We start from the raw sequence: 15,694 nt of genomic DNA, 5'->3' as shown, positions 1-15,694 counted from the left end.
TGTCCCGACGGCGGCTCGGCTGGGATCAGGGCCCCACGTCCGGCGTGAAGTCGCAGAGGCGGCCCCACGGTCGAGAAACAAGGCGGGCCGCCGGACGATTTCGGGGATCGCGAAGGTCGTCGAGGATCTCCCCGCCGCCGTTGCGGCGTCGTCCGGCCCACACCACCACGACGCCGCGGCCGCGCGCGATTACGGTGACCGGGACGAAACCGCCGGACCGCCGAGGAACCAGCCATGCCGAAACTGCGCACGTTGCCGGCGGCGTTCGTCGCCCGGTGGCCGCTCGGGGTGCGCGGGGCGGCGAGCGTCGGCGTGCCGTTGCTGGCCGGGGTGCTGGCCGGCCGGGCGGACCTCGGGGCGATCGCGTCGCTCGGCGGCATGGCGGGGGTGTACGCGGGCAACGCGCCGCGGCGGCACCGGTTGCGTGTGGTCGCCGCGGTGGGTCTCGGGTTGACCGTGCTCGTGCCGCTCAGCGGACTGGCGGCTCGGGTGCCGTGGGTGTCGATCGCGTTCGCCGGGCTGGTCGCGGCGGGCGCGAGCTTCGTGTGCCTGGCGATGCGGGTGCCACCGCCGAGGGAATACCTGATCGTCCTCGCCGTGCTGGTTGCGTCCGGGGAATCCGTGGGACCCGGGGAGGCGCTGGTGCACGGTGTGCTCGTCGCCGCCGGTGCGCTGACCGGGCTCGTGGTGTCCGCGGTGGTCGGGCCCGGCGACGGCCTCGGGCACGTGGTGGACGAGGCGTGGGACGCGGTCGAGGACGTCCTCCGGACGGCCGGAACCCCCTCGGCTGCCGATACCCGCCGCCGCGCCGTCGGCGTGCTCGGCCGCGGGCTCGAAACATCACGGCAGGCGCGGCCCGGCTCCGCCGCCACGGTGCGGCCGCTCGCCGCGGCGGATCTCATGCTCGCCTCCGCGCTGTCGATCTCCTTCGACGCCACCGAGCCGCTCGCCGTGCAGACGTGGCGACCGGAGCTCGACGACCTCCGAAGGGGCCGCCCGGCCTCGCCGCCCGGCCACGGCGGTCTCGAGCGCGCGTTCGACGACGCGAACCTCGTGCTCGCCGGCCACGGTGTGGGCGATGCGGACGTGCTCGAACCCGGGTCCGGCGCGAAACTGAGGCAGGCCCTGACCCTGCGCGCGGTCGCGCTGCCCGCCGCGGCGCGCATCGGCGTCGCCGTCGCCGTGGGTGTGCTGACCGGCCGGCTGCTCGGCTTGGCGCACGCGTACTGGGTGGGGCTGACCGTGGCGGCGGTGCTGCAAGCATCCAACGTGACGTTGCTGCTGCGCCGCTCCCTGCACCGCACGGTGGGCACGGCCGGCGGCGTCGTGCTGGCCGGCGCGGTCTTCGCCGGGTTCGCGGGCGCGCCGACGCCGCTGGTGATCGCGCTCGTCGCGATCGGCGCGCAGTTCGTCGCCGAGGTATTCCTGCCCGTCGTCTACGGCGTCGGGGTCGCCTTCGTGACACTCGTGCCGCTGTTCCAGTACGAGCTCGCCGTGCCGGGAGCCGAGTTCGGCAGCGCGCTCGGCGCGCGGCTGCTGGACACCGCGATCGGCGCGGTCCTCGCCGTCGTGCTGCGCGTCCTGTTGTGGCCGCGCGCCACCGCCGCTCGGCTGCCCCAGGTGCAGGCCCGAACCCTGCGCGTGGTCGCCGAGGTGTTCCGCCGGCGCTGGCTCGATGTCGGCGATGCCGAAGAACCCCGGGGCCGGTTGCGGGAAACCGTGCTCGACTTGCGCAGCGTCGCCGAAGACGCACGGGCCGATCGGCTGCCGGACCGGCGAGCCGAACGCGCGCACCGGGTCACCTACGCCGCCGACGAGCTGGCGCTGCTCGCGCTCGCCATCCCGTACGACCGCCCCGCCCCGCCGCGGGAGCGCGCGCGAGCGTTCTTGTGCGGGCTCGACCGGTTCGCCGACGCACTCGAACAGGGCGTCCCGGCGCCCGTCGCCGACCACGGCCCGATCCCGGGTTATCCGCGGCTCAGCGCGGCGAACCACCTCCTGGTCACCGCTCTCGGAATGGCCGCGGGGAAGCCGGGTCCCGGGTGATTCCCGGGTGCCGCATCGGGCATTCGGCGCAATATTGAAGCGCATGGCGACCGACCCCGACACCGGCACGACGACGGCCCCCAACGACGGCCCCGAAGCCCCGGAGCTGTACTTCGACCAGCGCACGGAACTCGGCGAGTTCCTGCGCAGCCGGCGGGCCGGACTCAAGCCGGCGGACGTCGGGCTGCCCGAGTACGGCCTGCGCCGCCGCGTGCCCGGCTTGCGGCGCGAGGAGCTGGCCCAGGTCGCGGGCGTGTCGGTCGCGCACTACACGCGCCTGGAGCAGGGCAACGGCCAGAACGTCTCGGCCGAGGTCCTCGACGCGGTCTCCTCGGCGCTCGCGCTGTCCGAAGCCGAGCACGCGCACCTGGTCCACCTGGCCGGGCCGCCGCACCGCAAGCGCCGAGTCGAGGCGCAGCGCCAGCAGGCGCGGCCCGAGCCACTGGCGACACTGTCCGCATTGGACAGTGTGCCCGCGTACGACTGGAGCCGCCGCAGCGACGTGCTCGCGTGGAACCGCCTGGCGTGCGTGCTGTTCGGCGACTGGAACGCGCGGGCTCCGAGCGAGCGCCACTGGGGCCGCGTCGCCTTCCTCGAGCCCGCGGCGCGGCTGCGCTTCGCCGACTGGGAGACCAAGGCGGCCGACGTGGTCGGTCACCTGCGCTGGTACGCCGGCCGCTACCCGAACGACCCGCAGCTGGCGGAGCTGCTCGCGGACCTGTCGGTCAGCGCGGACTTCCGGCGCCTGTGGGACGCCCACCAGGTCAAGCGCAAGACCCGAGGCGGCATGCCGATCAACCACCCGGAGGTCGGCGAGCCGACCGTCCCCCACGAGACTTTCACCCTGCCCGGCGACGAAGACCAGTCGCCGGCGATCTACCACACGGAGCCCGGCACGTCCTCGGAGGAAGCGCTGCGCTCGCTCGTGTTGTCGCGGGAACTTACCACCGGCGCGCGGTACTGACCCCGGGTCGAGCCGGTCAGCGCGTCCGGATTCAGCCCGGTCGGCGATCCCTCAGCTCCGCGGAGGTTTCCGCGGGAGCGCCCGTGCCTGGCCCGCTGAACTCCCGCCGGTGGCCGTCGGCGCTGCGGATATGGCACGATTTGCCCACTTGGGTTCCGCGGCTCTTCCGACGAGCTCCGCGGCGAGAGCGGGTGCGGTGATGACGATGCCGCGGGTGGTGGTTGCCGAGGACGACGTGCTGCTGCGCGAAGGCCTCGCCAGTTTGCTCGAGCGGTCTGGGTTCACGGTCGTCGGGCAGGCCGGCGACGCGGCCGGGCTGCTGAAGCTGACGCGCGAGCACGAACCCGACCTGGTGCTGGTGGACGTGCGCATGCCGCCGACGCACACCGCCGAGGGGCTGGAGGCGGCGCGAATCATCCGGCAGGAGCTGCCCGACGTCGGGATCCTGGTGCTGTCCGCCCACGCCGACGTCGACCACGCGATGGAGCTGCTCGTCAGCGGCCGCAGCATCGGGTACCTGCTCAAGAGCCGGGTCGCGGACGTGGGGGAGTTCCTCGACGCGTTGCGGCGCATCGCGCGGGGCGGGTCGGTGGTGGAGCCGGCGATCGTGCAGGAGCTGGTGGAGGCGCGCCACCGCAACGATCCGCTGGCCGCGCTCAGCGCCAGGGAACGCGAAGTCCTCTCGCTGATGGCCGAGGGCCGGTCCAATTCCGGCATCGCGCGGCGGCTGTGGGTCACCGAGGGCACCGTGGAGAAACACGTCCGCAGCGTGCTGGCGAAACTCGACCTGCCGGAGACCACGGACGACCACCGGCGCGTCCTGGCCGTGCTCACCTACCTCGACAACCGCTAGCGCTCCAGCAGCTGGTGGATCGCTCGCGCCGAGAGCGAAGACTTCGACAGGAAGCCCGCGGCCGGCCCGGCCGCGATCACGTCGTGGTAGTCCTCCTCGGCGTGGGTCGAGATCACGATGATCCGCGATTCGCCGCCGGCGGGGGTGCGATCGAGCTTGCCGACCAGCTCCAGGCCGCTTTCACCGCCGAGGTCGATGTCGACCAGCACGACTTCGGGCCGCAGGTCCTCGACGGACCGCAGCGCCCCCGCACTGTCGCTTGCGACCCCGGCGACCGTCACGCCCTCCCGCTCCAAGAGCCGGCGAGCCGCGGCCAGAAAGTCCGGACTGTCGTCGACGATCAGACACCGCACGCACTCACCCTCCCAGGAGTGACCCGTCGGGCGCATCCCGGCTAGCCGGTACGCCGCGGCCCGGCAACCGCTTCCGCGTACACCCGGTCGAGCTGGTGAAGCCGGATGTGCCGGAGCGCCTCGGTGAACGTGCACGCGCCGTACCAGAACCAGCCACAGCCGTCGCACTGGCAGTGCCAGCGGTCGCAGTGGCCGCAGTACTTGTTGCTGGCGTGGTGGTGGTTGTTCATGACGTCGCTTCTTCCGGGCTGAACGGGACTCGTCCAGTCTGGCGGGCCGACGGTGTCCGCGTCGTCACGGCGACCGGGCATTTCCCGGGCCCGGCTGCCGGGAACGGGCTCTACCGGCTGACCGGTATCACCCCGCAGCGCTGGTGGTCTGCTGCGCGAACGGGAGGTCCGCTTCGAGCCTGGTGCCGTCGGCGGGTGGGCTGTGGAGGGAGACCCGCCCGCCCAGCGCTTCGACGCGGTCCCGGATCCCGGTCAGGCCCGTCCCGGCGGTGAAGTCGGCGCCGCCGTCGCCGTCGTCTTCCACCGCCACGTGCAGCGCATCGTCGCGCGCCTCGACGACGACCGTGACGGAACTCGCGCGGGCGTGCTTGGCCGCGTTGGTCAGCGCTTCGGCGACGACGTAGTACGCGCCGATCTCGATCGGTTCGGGCAGGCGCCCGTTGGCGCGGACCGTGAGTTGGACCGGGTACGGCGAGCGCCGGGCGAGTGCTTTCAGCGCGGGCACCAGCCCGCCTTCGGCGAGGATCGCCGGGTGGATGCCGCGAGCCGTCTCCCGCAGCTCGTCGAGTGCTGCCGACAGCCCGCTCGCGATGTTCTCCAGCTCCTGGGCCGCCTCGCCGAGCTCGCGGGGGACCAGCGCCTGCACGGCGCGCACCTGCAGCGCCAGCGACACGAGCCGCTGCTGCGCGCCGTCGTGGAGATCGCGTTCGATGCGCCGGCGGGTCCGGTCGGCGGTCGCGACGATGCGGGCGCGGGACGCTCGGAGCTCGGCCCGGGACTCGGCGTTCCCGATGGCGGTCGCGACGAGTTCGGTGAAGCTCGCGAGCCGCGTCTCGGTGTTGGGTGGGAAGGGCTGGTCGCTCTTCGTCGACGCGGCGATCACCCCCCACACCCGGCCGGCGACGAGGATGGGGCAGCCGACGGACGAGCGGATGCCGAGCCCGCGTGCCTCCCGGGCGATGGCGCCCTCGGCGCCGCGGAAGGTCTCGAGCCGGACCGGCCGGCCCGTCTCCCGCACTTCGCGGGCGACGCTGAGCCCGTCGAGGGCGAACCGCTGCCCGACGGCCAGGTGCACGGGCACCCGGCTGAAGGCGGCCACTCCGGTCACGGTGCCGTCCGTCTCGTAGCGCTCCATCCGGGCGAGGTCCGCGTCGTACAGTTTGCCGACTTCACTGGTCACCGCCTGGAAGACCGCGGACGGCGGACCCGCCTTGGCCACGAGTGTCGCGACGCGACGCAACGCCGACTGCTCTTCGGTCAAGCGCTCCGCGGTTTGCGCCGCTCGCTGCAGGCGCGAGGCGAGCGTCCCGACCACGACCGCGGTGATCAGGAAAACGCCCAGGGCCACCGCCGTCTGCGTATCGGCGATCGGCAGGGCAAAGGCCGGATCGACGAACAGCGTGACGTAGACAGCGACGCTCAGCACCGAAGTGACCACGGCGAGCGCGGTTCCCCACACCACCGCGATCAGCAGGACCACGAGCAAGTACAGCGTCAGCAGGGAAACCGGCTGCACGTGCGGTTCGAGGAGCTTCGCGATGCCCGTCACAGCGGCAACAGCGACCACGCCGGCCAGGACGCCACCCGGCCAGCGTCGCACCCATCCGCCACTGAGGCGGCCTGGCATCAACGTTTCTCCGGCCACGTGCAACACCCACCGAGAGGGTATGTCGTGGCCAGCCGGACATCCAGCCCCACGGCCGCTCCCGCTAGCGGGGGGTGTGAACTCCAGGTGGCAGGAATGCGAGGTGACGCCTGCCACGCGATGCTGAACAGGCCCCCGCCACCCGCGGACACCCGGCTCCCGGCCACTTCGCCGGGTGTCCGCCCCTCCAACCAGCTCCGGACCGGAAGGTGGAGTCTGATGCGGACCATCGGCCTGCCCCGTGCCGGACGCCCGGCGCCCGTCGTTTCCCCGCTGCGCGACCGCGAAGCCGCACTGGACCCGCACCTGCGCCCCGCGGCCCCCGCGTTCCCGCGGGCCGCTGTGCGCCCGCGCCGGATCCGTGTCGAACGCAGGTGGACTCCGTGAACCTCGAACAGATCCCCTTCGCCCGCTGGTGCCTGCCCCTGCTGGGCTCGGCGTGCTCCGTGTGCGGCCGGCCCGCCGAAACGCTGTGGGTCCTCACCGACGACCGCATCGTCTCCCACCTCGGCGGCGCAGCCCCGTGCCGGCTGCCGAATCCCCGCCCCGACGCGGATCCGGCCGCGGCCATCGGACCCGGGGAGACGAGCGCCGCCTGAGACCGTCCACTGTGGACCACCAGCCACGAGGCTGCGGCTCCGGAGTGGACAGTCCGTGACGGGCCCCTGCGATCCTCGCCGGGAATTCCCGGCTGATCCGGTCCGCGCTGCGCGAGAAGGCGGCGCGATGACCGGTCACCCCGTCGGCGCGTACCTCAGCGTTGCCGCGACGTCGCCCCCGCCCGGCACATCCTCGTGGCGGACCGCGAGCAGGCGGGCCCCGGAGAGCCACGCGCGGCGGGCGATCTCGTCGACGAGCCCGCCGGCCTCCGAACCCCCGAAGGTCACCTCACCGAGGTCGTCGACCTCACCCGGGATGTTCGCGTCGATGTCCACGAACAGCGTGTCGACGGCACCGTTCGTGGCGAAGCGCGCCAGATCGGCGACGTCGGTGGAGGTGCGGCCCTGTTCGAAGCGTTCGGCGAAGGTGCGCTTCTCCTCGTCGAGCCGGTCGGCGTACCAGCCGTCGAGGACCGCCCGGGCTTCGGCGACCAGTTCGCCGTCGCCGCGGCCCTCCGGGTTGCCGGGCACACTGTGCGGCACCACATCCGGGTACCGGCAGTGCGCGCGGAAGATGCTGTCGAGCGGCTCGGTGGCGGCCAGCACGAGCGGCACGCCGTGGCCGGGCAGGACCTCGCGCAACGCGCTGTCGACCAGCCGGGAAAACTGCGCCATCCGTAGTTTCTGCCCCTCGGCGCCCTGCACCCGGCGGATCGGCGCGCGGTCCTTGACGGACGACTTGCCCACGGCCGACGCCACGTCCGCCGGCATGTCCGGCACGCGGACCTCTCGGGCAGGCGCGTCGGGCACGGTTTCCAGCAGTCGCACGGAACCTTGGGCGAGCGCCAGCACGAACGCGGTCTGCGGGAAGGTCACCGCGCGCATCAGCGGCTTGACGAAGAACCGCGTGCCACCGACCGCGGCCGGGGTGAGCCGGTTCGGCAGCCGGAAGCTGCGCAGGGACGCCGGCGTCGCGAACACAGCGAGGCTGCGGGCCTGGTGGCGCCAGAAGTCGCCGGAGTTCTCGTCCTCCAGCACCGCGAGCTGTTCCGCCAGCGCCGCGAACACTCCCTTGTCCACGTTGCCCAGCTGCGCCAGCGCGTCCCGGACCCCGTTCTTGTACGCGATCCGCTCGGCCTCGCCCGGCGACGTGGGTGAGGTCTCGAGGTAGATCGACACCGCGGCCGGAGCTTCGGCCTGCCACAGCGCGTCAATCTCGGAGCGGGTCGGGATGTCGGTGTACAGCGTCATGCGGTCCCTCCTCGTCGAGGTGTCCGTCGGCCCGGCCCGCCTGCGGCAGGTCAGGGACTCCGTTCCCGACAGTAGGTCGGCGCCCCGCCCGAAACCACGCCAGTTCGACGACGCCAGATTCAGCGCCCAGCACAGTCCTGAAATAAAGGACGTGATTTCTAATAATTGGGAACATACCGACGTCCGGGTGAGAACAGACGTAGTGCGAGCGCACCGGGCCGTGGCCGCCGCCGGGCAGGCCGACCTGGTCTGGGGGCACGTGAGCGTCCGCGACCCGGACGGGCGCGGCGCCTGGATGAAGGCCGCCGTCTGGGGTTTCGAAGAGGTCGACGACGAGCGGGTCGTACTCGTCGCCTCCAGCGGCGCGGTCGTCGAGGGCGTCGGGCCGCGGCACCTCGGGTTCCCGGTCCACACCGAGATCCTTTGGGCACGGCCCGACGTGCACTGCGTGGTGCACACGCACTCGGCCGCCGCCACGGCATTCGCGTCGCTCCGTGTGCCGGTGCGCGCGATCGACCACGACGGTGTGCTGTTCGCCGAGCCCGACGTCCCGCGGTTCACCCGCACCGGCGCGCTCATCTCGACGCCCGAACTGGACGCCGAGCTCGCCGGCGTGGTGGGCGATGCGCGGGCGTGCCTGCTCGCCCGCCACTCCTGGTCACCGCCGGGCCGGACGTGGCCCACGCGGTCCTGCTCGACCGCGCCTGCCGCAAGCAGCTCGACGCGATGGCCGCCGGCGGCCCCGAGTCCTGGTCGTCGCGAGGCCGAGGTCAAACGCGCGGAGTGCTGGCCACCCAGCCAAATCGAAGCCGGCTGGCGCTACCTGAACCGGCTCGCCGAGCAGGAAAATCGGTTCGGGCCAGGGCATCGGGCGCGGCGTCGCGCTCGGCCTCGCCGCGCGCGGCTGGCGCGTGCTGGTCGCCGACATCGACGAGCAGCGGGCGAAGATCGTGGCCGCGGAGGCCGACGGCGAAGCGGTCGTCGGCGACATCGCGTCGGCGCGGTCCTGCCGCGAAGCCGCGGAGCAGCTGGACCGCCAGGGCGTGGTCCTCGACGGGCTCGTGAACAGCGCGGCCCTGTTCTCCACGCTGACGATGAAGCCCTTCTGGGAGATCGACGAGCAGGAGTGGAATCGCGTGCTCGGCGTGAATCACGGGCACGTGGCAGCTGACCAAGGCCCTGCTGCCGGCGCTGCGCGGCGCCGAGTCGGCGTCGATCGTGAACGTCGCCGCGAGTGCCGTGCGGATCGGCCGCCCGCACTACGCGCACTACGTCGCCTCGAAGGCCGGCCTGATCGGCCTGACCTACGTGATGTCGCGCGAGCTCGCCGGCTCGGGGATCCGCGCCGACGCCGTCACACCCGGCTCGGTGCAGACCGAGATCCCGCGCGCCACCATCACCGCCGACCAGGTGCGCAAGCAGGTCGAAGCGCAGAACGTGCACCGTCCCGCGACCCCGGAGGACCTGGTGGGCGCGATCGCGTTCCTGCTCGGGCCCGACAGCGGGTTCGTGTCGGGGCAGACCGTCAACGTCGCCGGCGGCCTGACGGTCCGCTGAGAGCAGGAGGCGAACCATGGGCCAGCCGAACTTCGCCGACGCCGCCGAGCTGACCGCCTACACGCGGGAACGGCAGTGGTCGTTGCTGCTCGGGGGCGAACTCAAACCCGCGGCAGCGGGGCGCCGCTTCGACGACGTCTCGCCGGTGACCGGTGAGCTCATCGCCGAGGTCCCCGTCGCCGACGCGTCCGATGTGGACGCTGCGGTCACCGCCGGGCTCCACGCCTTTCCCGCGTGATCGGCGACCGGCGTCCAGGAGCGCGTGGCCATCGTTCGGGCGATCGCGCAGCGGCTGCGGGACAACGCGGCCGAACTCGGCGCACTCGACCCCCTCGACGGCGGCAACATCATCCGCCTGTCCACTTCGGACGTCCGGGGGCGGCGCGGCGATGCTCGACTACTTCGCCGACCTCGGCCAGGCGGTGAAGGGGGAGACGAGCCCGCTGTCGGCCGGCGCGCTGCACTACACGAGCCCGCGCCCGATCGGCGTCGTCGCCCGGATCATCCCCTGCAACCACCCGATCATGTTCGCCGCCGGGAAGATCGCCGCCCCGCTGATCGCCGGCAACTGCGTGCTGCTGAAGCCGCCGCACCAGGCGCCGCTGTCGGCGCTGCGGTTCGGCGAGCTGATCGCCGACCTGCTGCCGCCGGGTGTCCTGTCGATCCTGCCGAGTGCCGGACCGGCGACCGGCGAGGCGATCGTGCGCCACCCGCGGATCCGGCGGATCGCCTTCATCGGCAGCGCGGCCACCGGGCTCGCGATCCAGCGGGCCGCGGCCGAAACCTCGGTCGAGCACGTGAGCCTGGAGCTGGGTGGCAAGAACGCGCTCGTCGCGTTTCCCGACGCCGACCCGGCGAAGGTGGCGGCCGCGGCGGTGCGCGGCATGAACTTCTCGTGGTCGGGCCAGTCGTGCGGCTCCACCAGCCGCCTGGTCGTGCACGAGGACATCCGCGAGCAGACCGTCGCCGAGATCCGGCGGATCATCGGTGAACTGCGCCTCGGCGACCGGACCCGTTCGACGAGAACACCGACGTGGGCGCGCTGGTGTCGCGGGAGCAGTACACCAAGGTCCTGTTCTACCTGGACATCGCCCGGGGCGAAGGCGCACAGCTCGTGACGGGCGGCGAACCGTTCCGCCCGGAGGGTTGCGACGGCGCGCTCATCGTCCGCCCGACGGTGTTCACCGGCGTCGAGGGCGGCATGCGCATCGCGCAGGAGGAGGTGTTCGGGCCCGTGCTGTCGGTGCTGTCGTTCCGCGACGAGGCCGAGGCCGTCGAGATCGCGAGCGCCACCGAATACGGCCTCGCTGGCTCGGTGTTCACGAACGACCTGCGGCGGGCGCACCGCGTGGCCGCCGCCCTCGAAGTCGGCTACGTGTGGCTCAACGACTCGTCCCGCCACTTCGTCGGCGCCCCGTTCGGCGGGGTGAAGTCCTCCGGCCTCGGCCGTGAGGAATGCCTGGAAGAACTGCTCGGCTTCACCGAGACCCAGGCTGTGCACGTGTCCTTTATGGACTGAACAGCGAAGGGGGACCTCGCACTCAAAGGCGAGAAGCCGTGGTGACATCAGCAAACACCTCGTCGGTTACCCACGCCCCGCCCAGCTCGGGCTGGCGCCCGCAGCTCGCGGGCGCGGCGGCGATCACCGTCTGCACGATCGTCACGATCATGGAGGGCTACAGCCTCATCGTCTACGGGTCGGTCATCCCGGCCCTGTTGCAGGACACCCGGCTCGCGCTCACGCCGAGCATGGCCGGTGTGCTCGGCAGCCTCATCTACGCGGGCATGCTCGTCGGCGCGTTCTCCGCCGGCGTCGTCAGCGACCGCGTCGGCCGCCACCCGACCCTGCTGGTCGCGATCACCCTGTTCGGTCTGGGCTTCCTGCTCACGGGCCTCGCCGGCTCGGCCTTGGTGCTGGGCCTGGCCCGGGTCGTTTCCGGGCTGGGTGTCGGGGCGGCCGTGACCTCCGCGCTCGCACTGGCCTGCACCCACGCCCGGCCCGGGCGCGCCAGCCTCGTCGTCAACATCACCATGGCCGGCATCCCGGTCGGCGGGGCGATCGCGTCGCTGATCGGCATCGGGGTCCTGCCGGCTTTCGGCTGGCGCCCGATGTTCCTGATCGGTGCCGCGCTGACGCTGCTCATCCTGATCGTGGTGGCCGTCGTGCGCTTCCACGAGGTGCAGGAGGAGGCCGCCACCCCGCGGCGTTCGCCGGTGCGGGAGCTGTTCACCGGTCGGGGCCTCCTGCTCGCCGCCCTGCTGGCCGCCGTGGCGATCTCGAAACATGTTCACCTGGTTCGGGCTCAACGTGTGGCTCACCGCCGCGATGACCTCGTTGGACTACCCGCTGACCTCGGCGCTGCTGTTCGGGTTCACCCTCACCGCGGGCGCCGTCGTCGGGTCGCTGATCGTGTCGCCGCCGGCCGATCGCCGCACCCCTGTGATCGCCGCTGTCGTCACCGCGTCCTGCACCGTCGTGGGACTCGCCGGGATCGTGGCGGGCATCCGGTTCATGCCGTTGCGGCTGCTGTGCGTCGCGCTGCTCGGCGTCGGCGGGCACACGACGATGAACCTGCTCAACGCGGCCGCGACCAACCTGTTCCCGCCGGCGATCCGCGGCACCGCGATGGGCTGGACGAACAGCACGTCCTACCTCGGCGCCGTCGGCCCACTCCTCGGTGGCGTGATCATCTCCTCCAGCCTCGGTGCCCAGGGTGTGTTCCTGGTGTTCGGGTGCTCCGCCGTCCTCGCCGTGCTCGTCCTGGTGGCGTTCACCGCCGTCACCCGCCGGCCGTCCCCCTCGGAGGTTTCCCGTGCCTGACAACCCCGGCCTGTGGTGCCAGGAAGGCTGGACCCGGTTCCGTCACGGCGAGTTCGAGGGCACCGTCGTCAGCGACGGCCTGCTCGAGATGGGCCAGGCCCGCGACAACTTCCCCAACGCCGGGCCGGACAAGGTCGATTCCCTGCTGACCGAGCACCCCCTCGAGCCGGAACGGGTACGCCTCGGCCAGAACCTGCTCGTGGTCGACCCGCCGGACGGCCGCGTGCTGTTCGACACCGGCGTCGGCACCGTGTCCGAACTCGGCGTGAGCACGTTCGGCGCGCAGACCGGCAAGGCGGTGGCGAACCGCGAGGCGGCGGGGATCGACCCCGCGTCGATCGACGTCGTCGCGATCACCCACGCGCGCCCGGACCACTGCTGGGTCTCGTGGACGCCGACGGGAAACCGCTGTACCCCAACGCTCGCGTCGTCGTCAGCGAAGTGGAATACCGGCACTGGACGGATCTGTCGAAAGTGGACAGCGTCCCGAACCAGCACCTGCGCGACCAGTACACGGGTGCCGACCTCAACCTCAACGCGTACGCCGACCGGCTGACGCTGATCGGCGACGGCGACGAGGTCGTGCCCGGCATCACGGCGCTCGCGACCCGCGGGCACAGCCCCGGCCACGTCGTCTACCGCATCACCAGCGGCGGGCGCACGACGATCTGCTGGGGCGACCTGTGCCACCATTACGTCCTGCTGCTGCGCCACCCGGACTGGGGTTTCCGGTTCGACTACGACAAGGCGGCGGCCACCGCGCAACGGCGGCGGATCTACGACCTCGTCGACCGCGAGCGGCACGCGGTGTTCGCCTACCACTTCCGGTTCCCGGGGCTCGGGCACCTGCGCCGGGACGGCGAGGGGTACGCGTGGCTGTCGGCTCAGCCCGAGCCGGAGTAGCCCCTCAGGCGGCCCGCACGGCGGGTTCCTGCCTGCCGTGCGGGCCGCGCCGGCCGATCTCCTGCTGTCAGGACAGGAGCGGCAGCCTCTTCACCAGCTTGTCGACGCGGTTGCGCGGTCCGACGAGGCCGATGGCGTAGTAGCGCACCTCCTCGGCGGGCAGGGCTTCGAGGCCGCGCAGGTACTCGTCGTAGACGCGGGTCTGCTGGCCCAGACTCGGCATGTCGGCGACGTAGACGCCCAGGCTATCGGCCGCTCGGGCGCGCAGGGTGGTCAGGACTTCGGCCGGTGCGGCGAGGATCGTGCTGCCGATCCAGGGAAGTCCCGGGTGGACGGTGCCGCCGGCGTCTTTCGCGTCCGGGCCGAGCAATCCGGCCACGGCCTGGCCCGTCGCGGCGGCGACGCACACGGCGGCGTTCACCGCCGGCCCCGGCGGGAGCGCGTCGTCGACGACCACGACCCACTTCAGGCGGGCGGCTCGCGTGGGCGCGCTGGTGTCGATCTCTTCGGGGGAGAACCCGACGTCGGTGATCACAGGTGATACCTCACGAAGTACGGCTAGTTTTGGCCACGCTAATCTGAGCGTCGGCGCTTGGCCAAGCGATCCGTACATAATCCGGCGAAGGGCTCACCATGGCGGATCTCGACGAACTTGATACGGCGATCCTGCGGGAACTGCAGGCCAACGCACGGCGCACCAACCGCGACATCGCTTCCGCCGTCGGCGTTTCCCCCACCACGGCGCTCGACCGCACCCGCGCTCTCCACGAGCGGGGTGTCATCCGGGGCGCGACCCTCGACGTCGACCTCACCGCGATCGGCCGGCCGGTGCAGGCCCTCATCGCGCTCCGCGTCCGCCCACCGTCGCGCCGGGTCATCGAAGCCTTCCGCGGCTGGGTTTCCGGCCTGCCCGAAACCCTCGCCGTCTTCGTCACCTCGGGCACCGAGGACTTCCTCGTCCACGTCGCCGTGCCGGACAACGAAAGCCTGTACGCCTTCGTGATCGACCGGCTGACCGAGCGGCCGGAGGTCGCCGACGTCCGCACGTCGGTGATCTACGAGCACCTGCGCACCCGGGTCGTCGACCCGGCTTCGCGGCGGCGCTGAGTTCGGCGAGGCCGAGCGAGCTCGGCGGCGCTGAACACCCGAGCGGCTGCCCGTGGTCTTCCTGGACGAGGGCCTTCAGCGGACACGCCGCTCGACCCGGTGCCGGGCGCGTTCGGCAGCCCCCGCCGGCTCCTCGAGCCGATCGTGGTGGCCCCGGAGAAGCCCGGCTGATCAGCCTCGCACCGCAGGCGAAGGGCGCTGAGGGTCACCGCCGAGGCGCGCGGGGGGCCGGGGTCGCGGAGAACTGGCCCTGCCAGCTGGCCTGGGCGCCCGAGTCGCCGATGCGGTAGATGTCGTAGGCGGCGCCGCCGGCGATGAGAACGGCCGCGACCGCGATGACGGCCGTGACGGGCGTCGAGCGGGGCGCGAGGAAGGTCCGGCGGGGGAGGGGAATGCGGCGAGGGGCCTCGGTGGCGGGGAGGGTTTCGCGGTGCCGCCACCAGATCACCAGGGCGAGCGCGGCCACGCCGATCGCCGAGTAGACGGCCGTGTCGCCGAGTTCGGTGTGGGCGCGCACGAGTGGCGTGGCGGGCACCCGGCGTTCGAGCCATTCGCCGGCGTCGGTGGTGATCGGGACGAGGATCAGCACCAGCACGGACAGCACGGCGTTCGGGCCCGCCAGCTTGCGCCGCCCCGCGGGCCACAGGGCGGACAGGACGAGAAGCAGCGCGGCGAGCGGCAGCAGGACGACAATGGCGTGCACCAGCAGGATGTGGGCGGGCAAGCCGTTGAGCGTGGTCATCGGTTCCTTCGGGGACAAGGGTTTCAGGGGCAACGGGCCGGGAGCAGCGGACGACGGCTACTGGTCCGGGACAGCGGGCGATGGCAGCGGGTCCGGCGCCCGCGCCCGCACCCAGCGCTCGACGGTCCCGCCCCGCGGGGGATGTCCCGCCGGCCGCGGGACGCCACGCACGCGCTCAGCCGGATCGGTCATCGGTGGGCGGCGTCGATCGCGGACTGCAGTGACTGGAGGTAGCCCTGCGAGGTGTAGGTCGCGCCGCTGACCGTGTCGATCTGCGCGCTCTGCGCCTGCAGCGTCTCCTGGTTGAGCTGGGGCACGGCGGCGGAGTTGATGCGCACGTCGCGACCGGACTCCCGCGGCACCTGCAGCACGCGGGCGTCGGTGATCCGCCCGCCGGACACGGTGATCTCGACCTGGACCGGGCCGTAGGGGGTGTCGGCCGCTTGACCGCTGAACGTCCCGCCGCCCGAACCGGTGACGGGCGGGGCCGACGTGGTCGCGGGCGGCCGCACGACTCCCGGCACCTGGCTCGCGACCGGGTCCTGGTTCGTGCTCGTGCGGTAGCTGAACAACAGCACGAGGACCGAAATGGTGGTCGCGAAGGTGATGGCGATTCTCCGCAC

Annotated in this window: 19 protein-coding genes and 3 pseudogenes; 15 read left to right on the top strand and 7 right to left on the bottom strand. The window is 72.5% G+C overall.

The window, feature by feature from the left end:
* Window positions 1–234 precede the first annotated feature (234 nt).
* The 3 genes from I6J71_RS22115 (at window position 235) to I6J71_RS22105 (ending at window position 3,863) form a co-directional block, all read left to right on the top strand.
* On the top strand, window positions 235–2,046 hold the full coding sequence (locus tag I6J71_RS22115) for an FUSC family protein (protein ID WP_204096436.1): 1,812 nt from the start codon (window positions 235–237) through the stop codon (window positions 2,044–2,046).
* A gap of 43 nt (window positions 2,047–2,089) precedes the next feature.
* Window positions 2,090–3,010 carry a helix-turn-helix transcriptional regulator gene (locus I6J71_RS22110; RefSeq protein ID WP_204096435.1) on the top strand — a complete coding sequence of 307 codons (921 nt, stop codon included), beginning with the start codon at window positions 2,090–2,092 and terminating at the stop codon, window positions 3,008–3,010.
* Between the two features lie 199 nt (window positions 3,011–3,209).
* Window positions 3,210–3,863, top strand: coding sequence for a response regulator transcription factor (locus tag I6J71_RS22105; RefSeq protein WP_204096434.1), 654 nt, complete (start codon window positions 3,210–3,212; stop codon window positions 3,861–3,863).
* On the opposite strand, the gene I6J71_RS22100 is transcribed toward I6J71_RS22105, so the two are convergent.
* The 3 genes from I6J71_RS22100 to I6J71_RS22090 all read right to left on the bottom strand — a co-directional run bounded on the left by I6J71_RS22100 (window position 3,860) and on the right by I6J71_RS22090 (window position 5,995).
* Window positions 3,860–4,216 (bottom strand): response regulator transcription factor, encoded by a 357-nt coding sequence (locus I6J71_RS22100; protein ID WP_239155166.1) that lies wholly within the window; start codon window positions 4,214–4,216, stop codon window positions 3,860–3,862. The two genes, I6J71_RS22105 and I6J71_RS22100, sit on opposite strands and share 4 nt — an antisense overlap.
* A gap of 41 nt (window positions 4,217–4,257) precedes the next feature.
* Window positions 4,258–4,446, bottom strand: coding sequence for a hypothetical protein (locus I6J71_RS22095; RefSeq protein WP_204096432.1), 189 nt, complete (start codon window positions 4,444–4,446; stop codon window positions 4,258–4,260).
* A gap of 127 nt (window positions 4,447–4,573) precedes the next feature.
* Window positions 4,574–5,995, bottom strand: a complete 1,422-nt coding sequence (locus I6J71_RS22090) for a DUF4118 domain-containing protein (protein ID WP_204096431.1) — start codon at window positions 5,993–5,995, stop codon at window positions 4,574–4,576.
* Between the two features lie 315 nt (window positions 5,996–6,310).
* On the opposite strand from I6J71_RS22090, the gene I6J71_RS22085 reads away from it, so the two are divergent.
* Together I6J71_RS22085 and I6J71_RS22080 are read left to right on the top strand one after the other, a co-directional pair.
* Complete coding sequence (locus I6J71_RS22085) at window positions 6,311–6,478, top strand: hypothetical protein (RefSeq protein WP_204096430.1); 168 nt, start codon at window positions 6,311–6,313, stop codon at window positions 6,476–6,478.
* Window positions 6,475–6,690, top strand: coding sequence for a hypothetical protein (locus I6J71_RS22080; protein WP_204096429.1), 216 nt, complete (start codon window positions 6,475–6,477; stop codon window positions 6,688–6,690). The genes I6J71_RS22085 and I6J71_RS22080 overlap by 4 nt, the downstream gene beginning before the upstream one ends.
* 135 nt (window positions 6,691–6,825) lie before the next feature.
* Here the strand turns inward: I6J71_RS22080 and I6J71_RS22075 are convergent, their stop codons facing one another.
* On the bottom strand, window positions 6,826–7,941 hold the full coding sequence (locus I6J71_RS22075) for a hypothetical protein (RefSeq protein ID WP_204096428.1): 1,116 nt from the start codon (window positions 7,939–7,941) through the stop codon (window positions 6,826–6,828).
* Here I6J71_RS22075 and I6J71_RS22070 point away from each other — a divergent pair.
* From I6J71_RS22070 to I6J71_RS22035, 9 genes and pseudogenes are all read left to right on the top strand, one after another.
* A pseudogene (locus tag I6J71_RS22070) lies at window positions 7,922–8,533 on the top strand (class II aldolase/adducin family protein); the annotation flags it as partial. The gene I6J71_RS22075 and the pseudogene I6J71_RS22070 sit on opposite strands and share 20 nt — an antisense overlap.
* 256 nt (window positions 8,534–8,789) lie before the next feature.
* Window positions 8,790–9,498, top strand: a pseudogene (locus I6J71_RS50140) (SDR family NAD(P)-dependent oxidoreductase).
* Window positions 9,499–9,514: 16 nt separating this feature from the next.
* A complete protein-coding gene (locus I6J71_RS48640; RefSeq protein ID WP_239155164.1) occupies window positions 9,515–9,736 on the top strand; it encodes a hypothetical protein in 222 nt (73 codons plus the stop codon).
* 151 nt (window positions 9,737–9,887) lie between these two features.
* On the top strand, window positions 9,888–10,616 hold the full coding sequence (locus tag I6J71_RS48635) for an aldehyde dehydrogenase family protein (RefSeq protein ID WP_239155162.1): 729 nt from the start codon (window positions 9,888–9,890) through the stop codon (window positions 10,614–10,616).
* Window positions 10,532–11,017, top strand: a complete 486-nt coding sequence (locus I6J71_RS48630; protein ID WP_239155160.1) for an aldehyde dehydrogenase family protein — start codon at window positions 10,532–10,534, stop codon at window positions 11,015–11,017. Before I6J71_RS48635 ends, I6J71_RS48630 begins: the two co-directional genes overlap by 85 nt.
* Window positions 10,954–11,709: pseudogene (locus tag I6J71_RS50980) on the top strand (MFS transporter); the annotation flags it as partial. The gene I6J71_RS48630 and the pseudogene I6J71_RS50980, both read left to right, overlap by 64 nt.
* Before the next feature lie 73 nt (window positions 11,710–11,782).
* Window positions 11,783–12,319: an MFS transporter gene (locus I6J71_RS22045; RefSeq protein WP_204096427.1), complete on the top strand. Its 537-nt coding sequence runs from the start codon at window positions 11,783–11,785 to the stop codon at window positions 12,317–12,319.
* Window positions 12,312–12,875, top strand: a complete 564-nt coding sequence (locus tag I6J71_RS22040) for an MBL fold metallo-hydrolase (RefSeq protein ID WP_204096426.1) — start codon at window positions 12,312–12,314, stop codon at window positions 12,873–12,875. The genes I6J71_RS22045 and I6J71_RS22040 overlap by 8 nt, the downstream gene beginning before the upstream one ends.
* On the top strand, window positions 12,794–13,222 hold the full coding sequence (locus I6J71_RS22035; RefSeq protein ID WP_204096425.1) for a hypothetical protein: 429 nt from the start codon (window positions 12,794–12,796) through the stop codon (window positions 13,220–13,222). The genes I6J71_RS22040 and I6J71_RS22035 overlap by 82 nt, the downstream gene beginning before the upstream one ends.
* Window positions 13,223–13,289: 67 nt before the next feature.
* On the opposite strand, the gene I6J71_RS22030 is transcribed toward I6J71_RS22035, so the two are convergent.
* Window positions 13,290–13,757 carry a DUF2000 domain-containing protein gene (locus I6J71_RS22030; RefSeq protein ID WP_239155157.1) on the bottom strand — a complete coding sequence of 156 codons (468 nt, stop codon included), beginning with the start codon at window positions 13,755–13,757 and terminating at the stop codon, window positions 13,290–13,292.
* Window positions 13,758–13,855: 98 nt separating this feature from the next.
* Here I6J71_RS22030 and I6J71_RS22025 point away from each other — a divergent pair, with 98 nt between their 5' ends.
* Complete coding sequence (locus I6J71_RS22025; RefSeq protein WP_204096423.1) at window positions 13,856–14,329, top strand: Lrp/AsnC family transcriptional regulator; 474 nt, start codon at window positions 13,856–13,858, stop codon at window positions 14,327–14,329.
* 205 nt (window positions 14,330–14,534) lie between these two features.
* Here the strand turns inward: I6J71_RS22025 and I6J71_RS22020 are convergent, their stop codons facing one another.
* Window positions 14,535–15,071, bottom strand: a complete 537-nt coding sequence (locus I6J71_RS22020) for a DUF2231 domain-containing protein (protein ID WP_204096422.1) — start codon at window positions 15,069–15,071, stop codon at window positions 14,535–14,537.
* A gap of 188 nt (window positions 15,072–15,259) precedes the next feature.
* A complete protein-coding gene (locus tag I6J71_RS22015; protein ID WP_204096421.1) occupies window positions 15,260–15,694 on the bottom strand; it encodes an FMN-binding protein in 435 nt (144 codons plus the stop codon).

The sequence above is a fragment of the Amycolatopsis sp. FDAARGOS 1241 genome (genome assembly GCF_016889705.1).
In the GTDB taxonomy this organism is placed as follows: Bacteria; Actinomycetota; Actinomycetes; order Mycobacteriales; family Pseudonocardiaceae; genus Amycolatopsis.
The sequence above is the reverse complement of the archived record's forward strand: the minus strand, read 5'-3'. Positions and strand labels throughout refer to the sequence as shown.

Coding starts and splice junctions, on each gene's coding strand:
- I6J71_RS22115 (WP_204096436.1), top strand. CDS start 235: ATGCCGAAACTGCGCACGTTGCCGGCGGCGTTCGTCGCCCGGTGGCCG.
- I6J71_RS22110 (WP_204096435.1), top strand. CDS start 2,090: ATGGCGACCGACCCCGACACCGGCACGACGACGGCCCCCAACGACGGC.
- I6J71_RS22105 (WP_204096434.1), top strand. CDS start 3,210: ATGACGATGCCGCGGGTGGTGGTTGCCGAGGACGACGTGCTGCTGCGC.
- I6J71_RS22095 (WP_204096432.1), bottom strand. CDS start 4,446: ATGAACAACCACCACCACGCCAGCAACAAGTACTGCGGCCACTGCGAC.
- I6J71_RS22085 (WP_204096430.1), top strand. CDS start 6,311: ATGCGGACCATCGGCCTGCCCCGTGCCGGACGCCCGGCGCCCGTCGTT.
- I6J71_RS22075 (WP_204096428.1), bottom strand. CDS start 7,941: ATGACGCTGTACACCGACATCCCGACCCGCTCCGAGATTGACGCGCTG.
- I6J71_RS48640 (WP_239155164.1), top strand. CDS start 9,515: ATGGGCCAGCCGAACTTCGCCGACGCCGCCGAGCTGACCGCCTACACG.
- I6J71_RS48635 (WP_239155162.1), top strand. CDS start 9,888: ATGCTCGACTACTTCGCCGACCTCGGCCAGGCGGTGAAGGGGGAGACG.
- I6J71_RS22045 (WP_204096427.1), top strand. CDS start 11,783: ATGTTCACCTGGTTCGGGCTCAACGTGTGGCTCACCGCCGCGATGACC.
- I6J71_RS22025 (WP_204096423.1), top strand. CDS start 13,856: ATGGCGGATCTCGACGAACTTGATACGGCGATCCTGCGGGAACTGCAG.
- I6J71_RS22020 (WP_204096422.1), bottom strand. CDS start 15,071: ATGACCACGCTCAACGGCTTGCCCGCCCACATCCTGCTGGTGCACGCC.